Source organism: Aliiglaciecola sp. 3_MG-2023 (assembly GCF_030548205.1).
In the GTDB taxonomy this organism is placed as follows: Bacteria; Pseudomonadota; Gammaproteobacteria; order Enterobacterales; family Alteromonadaceae; genus Aliiglaciecola.
Genome location: NZ_JAUORV010000003.1, coordinates 86,396 through 100,530 on the forward strand (window position 1 = coordinate 86,396; position 14,135 = coordinate 100,530).

At 39.8% G+C, this 14,135-nt stretch carries 14 protein-coding genes; 10 read left to right on the top strand and 4 right to left on the bottom strand.

The genetic code is table 11. From position 1 onward, the window contains the following. Positions 1-148 precede the first annotated feature (148 nt). Positions 149-2,653 (top strand): prolyl oligopeptidase family serine peptidase, encoded by a 2,505-nt coding sequence (locus Q4574_RS04115; RefSeq protein WP_303471859.1) that lies wholly within the window; start codon positions 149-151, stop codon positions 2,651-2,653. A 13-nt stretch (positions 2,654-2,666) separates the two neighbouring features. On the opposite strand, the gene rrtA is transcribed toward Q4574_RS04115, so the two are convergent. After that, entirely contained in the window at positions 2,667-3,323 is a 657-nt protein-coding gene (gene rrtA / locus Q4574_RS04120; RefSeq protein WP_303471861.1) for a rhombosortase, read from the bottom strand. 101 nt (positions 3,324-3,424) lie between these two features. Between rrtA and ggt the strand changes: the two genes are divergently transcribed. The 4 genes from ggt (at position 3,425) to Q4574_RS04140 (ending at position 6,938) form a co-directional block, all read left to right on the top strand. Beyond that, positions 3,425-5,173 (top strand): gamma-glutamyltransferase, encoded by a 1,749-nt coding sequence (ggt, locus tag Q4574_RS04125; protein ID WP_303471863.1) that lies wholly within the window; start codon positions 3,425-3,427, stop codon positions 5,171-5,173. Positions 5,174-5,425: 252 nt separating this feature from the next. Further along, a complete protein-coding gene (locus Q4574_RS04130) occupies positions 5,426-6,043 on the top strand; it encodes a hypothetical protein (RefSeq protein ID WP_303471866.1) in 618 nt (205 codons plus the stop codon). 170 nt (positions 6,044-6,213) lie between these two features. After that, the gene (locus Q4574_RS04135) at positions 6,214-6,498 is read left to right on the top strand and encodes a pyrimidine/purine nucleoside phosphorylase (RefSeq protein ID WP_303471869.1); all 285 of its coding nucleotides are present in this window, start codon (positions 6,214-6,216) and stop codon (positions 6,496-6,498) included. A gap of 80 nt (positions 6,499-6,578) precedes the next feature. After that, the gene (locus Q4574_RS04140) at positions 6,579-6,938 is read left to right on the top strand and encodes a Fis family transcriptional regulator (protein WP_303471872.1); all 360 of its coding nucleotides are present in this window, start codon (positions 6,579-6,581) and stop codon (positions 6,936-6,938) included. A gap of 24 nt (positions 6,939-6,962) precedes the next feature. Here the strand turns inward: Q4574_RS04140 and Q4574_RS04145 are convergent, their stop codons facing one another. The 3 genes from Q4574_RS04145 to cysK form a co-directional block, all read right to left on the bottom strand. Beyond that, entirely contained in the window at positions 6,963-7,601 is a 639-nt protein-coding gene (locus tag Q4574_RS04145; RefSeq protein ID WP_303471874.1) for an NUDIX hydrolase N-terminal domain-containing protein, read from the bottom strand. A 12-nt stretch (positions 7,602-7,613) separates the two neighbouring features. After that, positions 7,614-8,078: a hypothetical protein gene (locus Q4574_RS04150; protein WP_303471876.1), complete on the bottom strand. Its 465-nt coding sequence runs from the start codon at positions 8,076-8,078 to the stop codon at positions 7,614-7,616. 111 nt (positions 8,079-8,189) lie between these two features. Continuing rightward, positions 8,190-9,158 carry a cysteine synthase A gene (gene cysK, locus Q4574_RS04155; protein ID WP_303471879.1) on the bottom strand — a complete coding sequence of 323 codons (969 nt, stop codon included), beginning with the start codon at positions 9,156-9,158 and terminating at the stop codon, positions 8,190-8,192. Positions 9,159-9,403: 245 nt separating this feature from the next. On the opposite strand from cysK, the gene Q4574_RS04160 reads away from it, so the two are divergent. The 5 genes from Q4574_RS04160 to Q4574_RS04180 are packed head-to-tail and all read left to right on the top strand — an operon-like array spanning position 9,404 to position 14,135. After that, on the top strand, positions 9,404-10,240 hold the full coding sequence (locus tag Q4574_RS04160) for a MoxR family ATPase (RefSeq protein ID WP_303471881.1): 837 nt from the start codon (positions 9,404-9,406) through the stop codon (positions 10,238-10,240). Further along, positions 10,240-11,418 carry a VWA domain-containing protein gene (locus Q4574_RS04165; RefSeq protein WP_303471883.1) on the top strand — a complete coding sequence of 393 codons (1,179 nt, stop codon included), beginning with the start codon at positions 10,240-10,242 and terminating at the stop codon, positions 11,416-11,418. The genes Q4574_RS04160 and Q4574_RS04165 overlap by 1 nt, the downstream gene beginning before the upstream one ends. A gap of 17 nt (positions 11,419-11,435) precedes the next feature. After that, positions 11,436-12,506 carry an RDD family protein gene (locus tag Q4574_RS04170; RefSeq protein WP_303471885.1) on the top strand — a complete coding sequence of 357 codons (1,071 nt, stop codon included), beginning with the start codon at positions 11,436-11,438 and terminating at the stop codon, positions 12,504-12,506. Between the two features lie 10 nt (positions 12,507-12,516). Next, on the top strand, positions 12,517-13,527 hold the full coding sequence (locus Q4574_RS04175; RefSeq protein ID WP_303471887.1) for an XdhC family protein: 1,011 nt from the start codon (positions 12,517-12,519) through the stop codon (positions 13,525-13,527). Next, a complete protein-coding gene (locus tag Q4574_RS04180) occupies positions 13,524-14,135 on the top strand; it encodes a nucleotidyltransferase family protein (protein WP_303471888.1) in 612 nt (203 codons plus the stop codon). Before Q4574_RS04175 ends, Q4574_RS04180 begins: the two co-directional genes overlap by 4 nt.

A 14,135-nucleotide genomic window follows, 5' to 3' on the forward strand; every position in this document is an offset into this window, starting at 1 on the left:
ACTCCATTGATATGACGATCTACTATTTGGCATGTAAACGTTACTATCTTCAAAAAGCAATTTTAGATCATTTGTTTACCTAAATAAGCTCATGGGTTTTAATACCATCCTAGGTTCTAACGACTATAACAAAAGCAGAGACTCAAAAATGCAAAAAAGCTTTAAACTGCTCATTATTTCAACTTTTACGTCTAGTTTACTTGCCTGTTCTGGGCTGCAAACTTCGGAAACTCCTCCTGAATCTAATTTAGTACAAGAAAATAGTGTCAGTACTATAATCCAGCAAAGAGTAAAACAAAAAGCGCCATACCTCGGTGATAACAATGAAACGCTTACGTTAAAGAAAATAATGGCGGATCCTGATTGGATCGGAAGACAACCGGAATCTCCTTATTGGTCACTTAACGGCGAAAGTTATTTTTATTCTCAGAAACGAGAAGGGTCAGTGGTACGAGACTTGTATCAACAATCACTGACATCAAACACGGCGACGTTAGTCCCTTTGGCTGATTACCACCAGGTTTCCTATCAAGATAAGGTGTTCAATCAAGGTCGAACGATAACGGCTTGGTTATTTGAACAAAATATTTATATACAAGACCTTCAGTCTGGAAAGGTGACTCAACTCACCCGCAGTGATCAATATAGAAGTAATTTACAGTTTCTGGTTGATGGTAGGTTAAGTTATCGTAGTTACAACAAAATATTTGCCATAGATACAACCTCAGGCATAACAGAACAATTGGTCAGCTGGGAATTTAAAGAGGCTCCGAGTGCCAACGAAGCGGCTAAAGATTACATTGCTCAAGAGCAATTGAAGTTAATTGCGGTGCTAAATGATCGTCGAAAACGTACTCAAGATAAGTTTGACTTCAACGCACAAATTTCAAAACAGAATCACACAACCACTCCCGAACCTTTTTATCTCCCTAAAGATCATAAAACCGCTTCGGCCAGTCTGTCTCCTAACGGCAGATACCTAATATTAGCCATTGAAAAAGATACCCCAAGCAGAAGTAAAGGCGACATTATGCCTAATTACATCAAAGACAACGGGCGTATTAAGGCGGAGAAAGTGAGACGTCGGGTTGCGGACGCTAAGCCAGAAAGTCAATATCTGTGGCTACTCGATTTACAAAGCGGCGCGCAGAACAAACTTTCATATCAAAATTTACCCGGTTATAACGAAGACGTATTAGCTTCTGTTAAACAAGAAAATGCTGAAGCAAAAGGGGAGACCTATGAAAGCAACCGTCTGCCAAGGGATATCGCATTGTTGCAAGATTGGGATTGGGATCAAAGTGCGATACAATGGCAAAGAAATGGCGAAAACGTCGCCATTATGTTGGAAGCCTGGGACAATAAAGATCGTTGGTTAACCACAGTCGATTTCAGCAATCAGACTTTCGTTACCCAAGATAGACTGCATGACGATGCCTGGATTAATTATAACTTTAATAGTTTTGGTTGGTTAAATCAGTCTACAACCCTTTATTTTCTGTCTGAAAAAACTGGTTACTCTCACCTTTACTTGAAATCCTTGAATGCTGCAGCCAAACAACTTACCCGTGGTGAGTATGAGGTGGGTTCATTAACCTTAAGTGCAAACGATGAGTATATTTACTTTAAAGCAAATAAAAAACATCCCGGTATTTATGAGATTTATCGCATTGATTTAAACAGTGGTGATATAGAAGCTTTAACCGATTTGAATGGCGTAACCGACTACGTACTTAATGATCAGCAAACTAGTTTATTGTTAACCCACTCAAAGTTAACCATGCCGCCAGAACTTTTTGTTAAATCAATTGGCACCGAAAGCTCAGCTGAGCAGGTTACATTCACCACCAGCGACGCATTTAAACAAATTAACTGGTCAATTCCAGAAATTGTGCCGATAAAATCTTCCCACGTAGCACAACCTATTTATGCCCGTTTATACGTGCCTGAAAATGTCGCAGAAGGTGATAAAAAGCGTGCAGTTATCTTTAATCACGGCGCAGGTTATTTACAAAACTCCCATTTGGGATGGTCTGCATATTTTCGTGAGTTTATGTTTCACAGTTTGCTGGTTCAACGAGGTTATGTGGTGCTAGATATGGATTATCGTGCTTCAGCAGGATATGGCAGGGATTGGCGTACGGCAATATACAGACACATGGGGAAACCTGAAATTGAAGATTTAGTGGATGGCGTTAATTGGATGGTAAATAACGTTAACGTGGATAGAAATAGGATAGGGACTTATGGCGGATCATACGGTGGTTTTATGACGTTTATGGCACTTTTCACTGAGCCAGATCTATTCCAAGCCGGTGCGGCATTGCGTCCTGTATCTGATTGGGCCCACTATAACCATCCGTACACCTCAAATATTCTTAATACCCCTGATGTAGATCCCATTGCCTATGAGCGCAGTTCTCCCATCTATTTTGCTGAAGGTCTTGAAAAGCCCTTGCTTATAAATGCTCCTATGGTGGATTCAAATGTGTTTTTTGTTGATACGGTACGTTTAGTTCAACGTTTGATTGAGTTAGAAAAACAGGACTTTGAAACCGCTATTTACCCAGTTGAATCCCATGGTTTTATTGAGCCAAGTTCGTGGTTAGATGAATACCGCAGGATTTATAAATTATTTGAAGAAAACTTGTAAGCTTATTAATGCACTATTTGCCTCGGTGATCCTGAGGCAAATAGTTACCTTTGACTAAGTTCAGAACTATACAGCCTAGCCCAGCCACAGCACCATATAAATGGGCATCAACGGCCACATTTGCTGCAATCAGATCCTTAATCATTTGGTCTGCCCCATAAAGTTGTTCATAGCTCACTTTTAACCAAACCCCAAACATCAACAGCCAGCCAAACTTTACTTTGTTACGGATATCTAAATACGCTCCGTAAACAAAAATGCCATGTAAAGTTCCAGAAAGACCTGCATACCAAAGCAAATTGTTTGAAAACAGGTAAATACCAATAGTTACACCTATGCTTAGAAGCACAATGTTAATGAGATAGATTTTTACATTGTAGTATTGACCATGGACTGCCCAAAGTAATGTGACGCCGGTTAAATTAAGCAGCAAATGGGTTGTATTGGTGTGCACAAAATTGGCGGTAAGAAATTGCCAAAGGTAACCTTTGGCAACTAAGTCTCGCTGTAAGGCGAAATATTCTGAGGCGGTAGGTTCAAATAACCACAACAAACAACAGATAAGCGTAATTAAAATAGGCCCGGTTATTTGTTGTTGTTTTAACGGTAAATTTAACAAGTTGCCAACACAATATTTATAAAAAGTAATGAACACCTTAACTAAATCCATGATTTATCACAAGAATGCTTTAATAAACAGATTTTCGGTTGCATCCAATTCTAGGGATAGTTATCTTTCTAACATCCCTTAGCCGTTTAGTGAGTTAGTCTGTGAAGTTATTGTATAAAGTTGTGTTTGTCTTTTGTTTAATCTCGTTTAATCAAGTTAATGGGAAACAAACGACTAGGGAAGATCGCGAGCCAGAGGCCGCAACGGGCGTAAGTCAGAAAAAGGCACGGATTGCCCAAGAATACATGGTGGTATCTGCCAACCCATATGCATCTTGGGCGGGTAAAAATATTATTAATAATGGCGGCAGTGCCATTGACGCTGCCATTGCTGTTCAAGCCATGTTGACCTTAGTTGAGCCTCAATCTTCCGGTATTGGTGGCGGAAATTTCATTTTATATTGGGATAATAAGGCTAAAAAGTTACATACCTTTGACGGTCGTGAAACCGCTCCATCAAAAGCAAACGCCTATTTATTTGTACAAGACGGCAAACCGATGAAATGGCGAGATGCAGTGGTAGGAGGGCGTTCTGTTGGGGTTCCTGGGGCCTTAAAAGCGCTCGAAAAAGCCCATTCACAATTTGGCAAGCTACCCTGGAATGCGCTGTTTAAGGATACGATTAATACGGCTGAAAAAGGGTTTACTGTTTCCCCTCGTTTAGAAAAATTGCTTTCCTTAAAATTTCATCCTGGACTAGAGGCATTTTTGATCCCCAAGACCTATTTTTATCCTAATGGAATTGAGTTAAAACAGGGAACCAATAAAACGAATGTTAAACTCTCTAACGTATTCAAAAAGATTTCACAACAAGGCGCGGACTACCTTTATAAGGGAGAATTAGCAGATAAAATCGCTAAAACTGTGCAGTTTTCCACTATTAACCCTGGTGCGTTAAGCGTTGAAGATCTTGAAAATTATCAAGCTAAAGAGCGCGATCCAATTTGTGGTTGGTATCGTAAATACAAGGTTTGCGGTATGGCTCCTCCTAGTTCAGGTGGAATAAGTGTATTGCAAATACTTAAAATGCTTGAAGATTATGATATGGCTAAGATGGGACCGGATTCAGTAGAGTCTATTCATATTTTCACCCAAGCATCCAGACTCGCTTATGCTGATCGGGATAAATATATCGCTGACAGTGACTTTGTGCAGCTTCCTTTTGCCGCGTTAATCAATCAAACCTATCTTTCTGATCGTGCTGAGTTAATCCAAGCGGAAAAGGACATGGGTAAAGCCATGCCCGGAGAGCCCCATATTAATGCATCTTTGATTGGCATGGATACCTCCTTTGAATTACCCAATACCAGTCATGTTTCTATAGTTGATAAGGAAGGGAATGCACTAGCAATGACCACCAGTATCGAATTTGGTTTTGGCTCAGGATTAATGGTAGAAGGATTTTTGCTAAATAATCAATTAACCGACTTTTCATTGAACCCAAGTCCTAATGGTCAGCTAGCCCTTAATCGAGTCGAGCCAAACAAACGCCCACGCAGCGCCATGAGTCCAACGATGGTATTTGATGAAAATGGTCAATTGCTATTAGTGGTGGGCTCGCCCGGCGGAAGTCGAATTGTCAGTTATGTCGCACAGACTATCGTAGGCGTAGTGGATTGGGGCTTAGATATTCAAGAAGCTATCAATTTACCCAAAGTGACCAATCGAAATGATTATACTGCCCTTGAAAAAGGGACGAGTGCTGAAAAATGGGCAGATCAACTAACTGCCATGGGTCATCAGGTGAAGGTTATCGATTTAAATAGTGGTCTGCATGGCATTCAATTTAAAAACGGCAAAATAATTGGTGGTGCGGATCCTAGAAGAGAAGGGGTTGCCGTTGGCGATTAGCGTCTCTGCTAGGCCTATTTGTTAATACTTGGGGTAATATTCCTCCTAAGTGAAAGCATATTAGAATTAAAGAGCCAAGGTGATACCTTGGCCATCTAAGTATCATAAATTTTTACAAATCTCATGTTGATAATGATGCTTTAAAACAAGACTACTTGGGGCAATCGTTGTAGCCTAGAACCCAATTCTAACCTTAATCAATGTCGTAATTTTTATTGTAAATTAGACATAAACCCATCAAACGGATTGATAATGAACTCAAAATTTAACCTGTTCGCTGTATTTACCTTTAGTGTTTTTTTAACGGGCTGTATGAGTATGCCCATATCGACAATGTATAAAATGTCACAGTTTTCTCCTTTTGATATGGAACCTAAGGATATTCGTATAGCCCTTCGAACTAATCAAAGTATTGAAGTGAAAAGTGGGGCCGCGCAAATATTCATGAGTTACAGTTCTGATGGAAATGAGCGTCTGCCTGCTTTTTACGAAGAGCACAAATTTAATGTGCAGGTGCAGAAAATTCAAAATGCTGAAATACCAGAGATTTTGTTAGATGATCTAGAAGATAATGAAGCCGTTACTATTCTTAAACTATCGGATAGCGACGCTCAAACAATGAAAAATTTATTGGCTAAAGCAAAAGAGTACAAAGCACAAGAAGCTAGGGGGAAAGGCGAATTTGCTATCTCCACTGAAAATAATTGTTTTGGAAATTTAAATAACTTTACTTCTTTAGAAGTGGATGTCTTTTTACAAGCAGTAAAAGAAGATGGATACATGCTGTTTTTAGAAGATATTGACGTAATCGAAGAAGCTAACAATAACGATATTGACCTGCAGCAAACAAACCGCTGTGAAGTCGGTTAACTGCGCTATACCCGTGCAAGCACTTAAATTTTTATTTTAGGCTTTGCAGTTAGATCGCAACATGGTGAATTATTTAGTGCTAGGAAATCTAAATTAGCAGTTTTTGATAGGGTGTTTCTGCTCAAAAGCTGTTAGATTGTCCGCCATTTAAAATGAGATAAAGGCGTAATATGTTTAAAGTAAACGAATATTTCGATGGTAAAGTTACCTCTATGGCGTTTCAAACCGCAACATTACCTGCAACTGTGGGTGTAATGGCACCAGGCGAATATGAATTTGGTACCAGTGAGTTTGAAACAATGACGGTGGTGAGTGGGGCGCTTACAGTGCTGTTGCCTGGTCAAACAGAATGGCAAACGTTTACCAACAGTCAGGTATTTACTATTGAAGCGAATGTTAAGTTTCAAGTTAAAGTAACTGTCGATACGGCCTATCTTTGCACTTACGGAAAATAGTCTCTTTGTCGGGAAGATTAACCTAAACCCTCACGGTTGTTTTTAAACGGCAACCGTCTCTTAACTGATTAAAGTGTGTTATGTCTTCAGCGAAATCCACCGTTAAAAAACTAGATGAAAATACTATTAAAGCACTGACCAAAGTGTGTGAGATAGGGAAACAAAAGGTTAAAGGGTTCGACTGGCTTACCCATAGCGCCGATTACAGTAACTTTCCATCTAGTTTAGTTATTACCTGTGTGTTTATTACTGAGCAGCAGATAAGCGATGCAAAAGAGCAGCAACAGGACGCTTACTTACGTAAATTAATTCATCAACATCTATTGAAAGTTGGAATTTTATTGAAAAATCCCAAACAGAATGTCTTTTTTGATAGTGAAGAAGCTTGCCAATTAAGTCATCAAGGAAATTGGGATAAACGTTTAACTTTACTCCACTAATATAAAATCTTAGTACTAGAGCCGTTAGTCAATGCTAGTGAGTTTTTGCTGGTCGGCAAAGTAAATAAACGCGTCTTGTAAATCCCGCATTATTGTTCTACCAGTAGATAGGGGAGGTATCTCATCTAAGGCAAAAAAGTCTGCTCCGCATGTCTCCATACCCGCCAAAGGTTTAACGGGTTCTATAGGGTCACATAAAAACAAAATTTTATAGAATTCTCGTATATCAGGATCATAATCCCCTGATGCTTTGTGACGTAAGGAAATTAAACGAGGGTGGCTAACCTGAACATTTGCTTCTTCTTCAATTTCTTTTTTAATATTTTCTACTGCCGTTAAACCCACATCGGCGTAACCACCAGGTAAAGTCCATTTCTTATCACTTTTTTCTTGTACCAAAAGGATTTTGTTGTCTTTTATGACTGCGCCACGGACTTCAACTTGTGGGGTGACATAACGGCGATGGAAAGGCGTGACTAAGTCGGAGATTTGGTTAACAGGGACAGAAGCTAAATCACTCATCATTTGTCGTGCTATTTGGGAAATTTCTTCAAATCTTTCCCTATCGAACTCTTCTGGCGAAAAAGCTAAACCGGATTCAGCAATAGCGTGAAGTCGTTTAACGTAGGAAAGCCAAATCGTCGAATTGACTAGATTAGACATATTAATATTCCGCTATAAATATTTATCTGGCTGAATTTTATCTACCAACCATTCTCCGTCTTTGCGGATCATTTCAATGACGCGAATATCTTCAACTCGTTCGTCATATAAGGTACCTGTAAAAAATAAAGTCACGACCGCAGTCTCTGCAAATTCACTTCGTCCAATACTATTTCCCGTATCAGGTTGGATGTCGACTTCATCATAGACGAGATCAAAAACGTGTCTCTGCACATTCCTGTTCGTACGGTAAGAGCGTAACAACCTAGCCATACGTTCGGTACTCATGGCGATTGCTTTATTTAAGTTCTTATCGTTATACACATGTTGAAAAAACTCAACGGCAGCATAATCTGGTGTATTGGTGTCCATCATGCCATATTTGCCAGCGCCTTTTTTATTCTCACTGTCGCAGGCTTGCAGGAATAAAACAAAAATACATAAAGAGAAGAATCGTAGGTAAGGGTGATTTATCATGATGAATTGTAAAGGTTAGATTGAAAACCCATACAGTCTGCGTTTTCTGCTATTAAAAGTAAAGAGCAGGCTGAATGCCTGCTCTTTTTTATCGTAGAAATGCGCTGCTTTCTATTGAACTTCTTCGTGGTCAGTGAATTCACCAGCAAACATAGCACTACTTAAGTAACGCTCTGTAGAACTTGGGAAAATAACCACTATCATTTTGTCTGCAAATTCGGGTTTTTCAGCAATACGTTTCGCTGCAACCATAGCTGCGCCCGTTGAAATACCAGCTAATATGCCTTCTTCTTTCAATAGACGATGAGCCATTTCTATTGCGTCATCATTTGATACTTGTTCCACCTGATCAACAATATCTAAATCTAAATTGCCAGGAATAAAACCTGCACCGATACCTTGTATTTTATGAGGACCTGGTGTGAGTTCTTGGCCGGCTTTTGCTTGAGTAATAACCGGTGAATCCGTTGGCTCTACTGCTACGGTGAGAATATCTTTACCCTTGGTATTTTTCAGGTATCGACTTACCCCCGTGATAGTGCCGCCAGTACCAACACCTGCAACGAAAACATCCACTTTTCCATCGGTATCTTTCCAGATTTCAGGACCGGTAGTTTTTTCATGGATTTCAGGATTCGCTGGGTTGTCAAACTGTTGCAACAAAATATATTTACCCGGATCTGAGGCCACAATTTCTTGTGCTTTTGCAACTGCGCCCTTCATACCTTTAGGTGCTTCTGTTAGCACCACATTTGCCCCTAAGGCTTTGAGCAGCTTACGGCGTTCTAAACTCATGCTGCTTGGCATCGTTAAGGTTAATTTATAACCTCTAGAGGCCGCCACAAACGCGAGTGCAATACCCGTATTACCGCTGGTTGGTTCAACTAACTCTTTGTCTTTTGTTAAGATGCCACGTTTTTCAGCATCCCAAATCATATTTGCGCCAATACGGCACTTAACACTAAAGCTGGGGTTACGTGATTCCATCTTAGCAAAAACGTTGCCAGTGGAAACAACACGATTTAATTTAACTAATGGTGTATTGCCAATAGCCAGAGAATTATCATCATAAACTTGCATACTATATCCTTGCATAGGTTTAGGTAACTTTCAGTGATACCCTTTGATGTGTTTTTGTTATTTGAATAACTATATTAGGCTGTTAATGTTGTACATAACAAGCACTTGTTTTCATGAAAATAGCAAATTTTATAAGTTTGCTTAACGTTGTACTCTAGTATGATTGTGCTCAACGGTTATTTTTCAAAGTGCTTTTTGCTATATCTTAGTTTTATATTCACATTTTTTCATTATTGAGGTGATTGATGCCATTTAGTAGTACCGGAAATTATATTGCGAGTAAGGAATTGCAACTTGCAGTGAATGCTGCCATTACATTACAAAGACCTTTATTAATAAAAGGTGAGCCGGGCACGGGTAAGACCATGTTGGCAGAAGAGTTAGCGAATAGCCTGGGAACTGATTTAATCCAGTGGCATATCAAGTCGACCACAAAAGCTCAACAAGGGTTGTACGAATACGATGCAGTATCTCGTTTACGAGATTCGCAACTGGGCGACGAAAAAGTTAAAGATATCAGCAATTACATTATTAAAGGTAAGCTTTGGCAAGCCTTTGATGCGCAAACGCCCCCGGTTTTATTAATTGATGAAATTGATAAAGCAGATATCGAATTCCCAAATGATCTGCTCTTAGAATTAGATAAAATGGAATTTTTTGTCTACGAAACTAAGCAAACTATAAAAGCAGAGAAGCGTCCAATCGTGATCATTACGTCGAATAATGAAAAAGAGCTGCCTGATGCATTCTTACGTCGTTGTTTTTTCCATTACATTCAGTTTCCCGATAAAGAACAAATGCAAGACATAGTTGACGTGCATTTTCCGAATTTGAAAAAAGAACTTCTTGCACAAGCCTTGGAAACCTTCTTTGATTTAAGAGAAATGCCAGGTTTGAAGAAAAAACCGTCAACTAGCGAACTAATTGATTGGTTAAAATTATTGGTCGCCGAAGACATTCCTCCCGAAGCTTTGCAAAATAAGGACGGCAAAAATAGTATTCCGCCATTGTACGGAGCACTTATTAAAAACGAGCAAGATATTCATTTGTTCGAGAAATTGGCTTTTATGGCTAGACGCTAATGTTAGTCGATTTCTTCTTTAAAGTTCGAGAATACAAAGTTCCTGCAACAGTTAGAGAATTATTAGATCTGTTGAACGCATTAGAGCAACAGGTTGTATTTGCCGATACTGAAGGCTTTTATTATTTATCAAGAATGTGCTTAGTCAAAGATGAAAGCCATTTTGATAAATTCGACAGAGCATTTGCAGATTATTTTGAGGGTGTTCAGTCTATTGATTTGTTCGGTAAAGATATCCCTGAAGAATGGTTGAAAAAACAATTAGAAAGACATTTCAGTGAAGCTGAAAAAGCCGAAATTGAGGCCATGGGTGGGTTAGACAAACTTATGGAAACCCTCAAGAAACGTTTAGAAGAGCAACAAAAACGTCATCAAGGGGGCAATAAATGGGTAGGTACAGGAGGCACCTCACCTTTTGGAGCGCACGGATATAACCCCGAAGGGATTAGTATTGGCAATAAAGGTAAAGGTCAATCTTCCGCTGTTAAGGTTTGGGAAAAAAGAGAATATAAGAATTTAGCCAGTGACGTTGAGCTTGGCACTCGTAATATTAAAGTCGCCTTACGCAAGTTGCGACAATTTGCCCGTACTGGAGCGAGTGAAGAATTAGATCTCCCCACAACCATTGGAAAAACCGCAAAAAATGCTGGATGGTTAGATATTCATATGGTGCCTGAACGCCATAACGCCATAAAAGTCTTGATGTTTTTCGATGTAGGTGGTTCTATGGATGAACACATTAAGTCTTGTGAGGAGTTGTTTTCAGCTGTACATTCCGAATTCAAGCACCTTGAATATTTCTACTTTCATAATTGTGTATATGAAGGGGTTTGGAAAGACAATAAACGCCGAAGTAATGAAGTCATTTCTATCTTTGATATCATTCATAAATATGGCAGTGATTATAAATTAATATTTGTAGGCGATGCGACTATGGGGCCATATGAAATTACCTATCCCGGTGGCAGTGTCGAGTATTGGAATGAAGAACCCGGGTCTGTGTGGTTAAAACGATTAACCGATCACTTTCCCCATGCCATTTGGTTAAATCCACAAATGGAAAAGCATTGGCAATATTATGCTTCAATTCAAATACTACAAGATCTTATGCAAGGAAAAATGTTTCCATTAACGATAGAAGGACTCAGTGAGGGCATCAAAGCGCTCACCAAAAGATAAGTAGAAAGGGTAAGCATATGGACGCCAAGGATACGTTGACAGAACAATCCGAACACCACACTTCTAAACATCAACAACGGCAAGAAACGAGGGATGTAGTTACCCCATACGCATTTGAGGTGGCCCCCGACTTGTTCGGTACACCTTTGGCCACTCCTTTTCGTCGCGGATTAGCGCTGGCTATCGATTTAATCTTGGTGGCAATACTCTCTAGTGTTACTGGTAATGCACTGGCAATAATAGTGGCGATTCTACTGTGGGTAACCAGTCGAAGATTAAAACGTGAGAAACGACTGCCATGGGTTATTAATTTGGTGCGCATAACGGCAGGGATTTTAGTCATTGGTGGTATATTTGGTTTATTTCGTAACGATCCACCAACTTGGATGACAGAGCAAGAGCAGCCAAGTGTGAGCTCGCGAGATGTGGTTGATGCGGTGATGTATACTGCTGCCTATGCAGCCTTAGTCAGTACAATTGATGAACAAATTGAACGAAAAGACTGTGCTGATTGGCAAGATTGTTGGAACGAAATAGGTAATAATTTGGTGGAAGATTTAGTTCAATTGGCCATCCCCAAACCTAAGAAAGTCGAAATGTTAGATGAATTTTTGCTGCAAAGTCAGCCTGGTTTAGATGATATTCAATATCAAGAATTAAAAACAAAATTACATGCAAAATTCGAGTTACTGCAATCTGAAATTGATCAACACGAGGCAGATGAAAAGGCCATTGTTGCTGCCACGCCAAAACCCAAATCGTTTCAGGATTACAGCATTGTCAGATTTTTTAATGATGTCGCTAAAGATTTAGGTTTAGGGTTTGGTTGGGCGGCAGTCTATTTTACTGGAACTATGGTGCTATTTCGTGGGCAAACCATTGGTAAAAAAGTATTTGGTATAAAAGTGATTAAACTCGACGGTAGTCGTTTAAATGTGTGGGAATCCTTTGGTCGTTATGGGGGATATGGCGCTGGTTTTGCCACCGGATTATTGGGATTTTTACAAATTTATTGGGATCCTAACCGACAGGCGATACAAGACAAGATCTCCGAAACCTTGGTGATTAGATTAAAAGCAAAACAATAAGCGACGTTGAATGGCAAATGCATTTTCTAGCATTCTGAATATTTGGTATCCAAAAAAAGACGAATGTAAATGGGTCTTAGCCACCATTTTTGAGACTCAAGGCTCGTCGTATCGTAAGTCTGGCGCGCACATGTTAATCAATGACGTTGGTCAATATTATGGGCTGCTTAGTGGCGGTTGTCTGGAGTCCGATATAATGCTCCAAGCCCGCAGATGTTGGGATAACGACCAAGGTCGTATTGTTGAATACGATATGACCGAAGAACAGGATTTAGCTTGGCAACTAGGTATAGGCTGCGGAGGTTTGGTTAGAATTTTACTGCAACCAATCAGTGAAGATAATCGTTATTTGCAATTGCACAAAGTCTATCATCGTTTGTCAGACAATGGCTTTTGCCTATATTCCCAGGAAATATCCAGTGGTCTACCGAATGTTGAGTACACAGAATTACCTCGCACTGCGCAAGCTAGTGTGGAGAAGGTTGAAAAAAATGGCAGGCTATTGTTACAACAAATCCTAAGACCGCCTATCAACTTATGTATTGTCGGTGCCGGAGTCGATGCCCGTCCCGTTGTTGATATAGCAGCCAAATTAGGCTGGCGTGTTAGGTTAATCGATCCCAGAGCTAGCCATGGAAGAAGTCATTACTTCCCCAGTGCATTCGCGATAATAAAACAACCAATGGCAACGCTAATCGAAAATGCTAATGAAGCAAGTTGGTTGGCGCAAACTGATGCTATCATCATTATGAGCCACAATATTAGTATTGATGCTCAGGCTTTAATATTGTCGTCAAAAAGTTCTGCTAAATATGTTGGTATGTTGGGACCTATTCATCGTACCGAACGGGTATTTGAACAAGCAGGGTTGAAGCGGGAGGATTTTGAGCTTCCGTTTGCGAACCCTATCGGATTGCGCTTAGGTGGAGAATTGCCAGAATCCATCGCCTTGTCTATGATTTCTGAAGTACACAGTTTTATGGCTCAACAAGATGCAAAGTCAATAAGCGGTATTGTGTGAATATTGTCAGTTTAATACTTGCTGCTGGTGAAGCTAAACGTTTTGGTAGCCTAAAACAATTAGCGGTCATTAACGGTCAATCAATGTTGAATACGGCGATAACACAACACAGACTCGCTGGAATAGATAAAATAGTGGTTGTATTAGGTGCCAAAGCGAATCGAATACAACAACAAATTGATCCCTTGGTTGATGTTGTCTTAGCTCCAAATTGGCAATTGGGCATGGGGGAAAGTATTCGAGTTGGTGTGGATTTTATTAAACATCGAAGATATCCAAAGACGAGCAATATCTTAATTGGCTTAGGCGACCAAGTTGCAGTGAAATCAGCGCAGATTTTGAAATTGTGTAATGCGGTGAAATCTAACTCGACATCCATTGTCGCCGCAGACTATGGGGATAATATAGGTGTTCCAGCTTGTTTTCCTGCCCATACTTTCAATGATTTGCTAAATTTAAATAGTACAAATGCTAATTTACAAAAAGGCGCAAAGACGATTCTAAGCGCTTATAGACAAAATGTTGTCACGGTTAACATGCCTGAAGCACAACTTGATATAGATACGACTGAGGACTTGCGTCGCTGGTGCAACTTTTCCTCGCAATAA

Bases quoted from the DNA above. Each gene is read 5' to 3' on its own strand.
- Q4574_RS04115 (WP_303471859.1), top strand. From the start codon at position 149: ATGCAAAAAAGCTTTAAACTGCTCATTATTTCAACTTTTACGTCTAGT.
- rrtA (WP_303471861.1), bottom strand. From the start codon at position 3,323: ATGGATTTAGTTAAGGTGTTCATTACTTTTTATAAATATTGTGTTGGC.
- Q4574_RS04130 (WP_303471866.1), top strand. From the start codon at position 5,426: ATGAACTCAAAATTTAACCTGTTCGCTGTATTTACCTTTAGTGTTTTT.
- Q4574_RS04135 (WP_303471869.1), top strand. From the start codon at position 6,214: ATGTTTAAAGTAAACGAATATTTCGATGGTAAAGTTACCTCTATGGCG.
- Q4574_RS04140 (WP_303471872.1), top strand. From the start codon at position 6,579: ATGTCTTCAGCGAAATCCACCGTTAAAAAACTAGATGAAAATACTATT.
- Q4574_RS04145 (WP_303471874.1), bottom strand. From the start codon at position 7,601: ATGTCTAATCTAGTCAATTCGACGATTTGGCTTTCCTACGTTAAACGA.
- Q4574_RS04150 (WP_303471876.1), bottom strand. From the start codon at position 8,078: ATGATAAATCACCCTTACCTACGATTCTTCTCTTTATGTATTTTTGTT.
- cysK (WP_303471879.1), bottom strand. From the start codon at position 9,158: ATGCAAGTTTATGATGATAATTCTCTGGCTATTGGCAATACACCATTA.
- Q4574_RS04160 (WP_303471881.1), top strand. From the start codon at position 9,404: ATGCCATTTAGTAGTACCGGAAATTATATTGCGAGTAAGGAATTGCAA.
- Q4574_RS04165 (WP_303471883.1), top strand. From the start codon at position 10,240: ATGTTAGTCGATTTCTTCTTTAAAGTTCGAGAATACAAAGTTCCTGCA.
- Q4574_RS04170 (WP_303471885.1), top strand. From the start codon at position 11,436: ATGGACGCCAAGGATACGTTGACAGAACAATCCGAACACCACACTTCT.
- Q4574_RS04175 (WP_303471887.1), top strand. From the start codon at position 12,517: ATGGCAAATGCATTTTCTAGCATTCTGAATATTTGGTATCCAAAAAAA.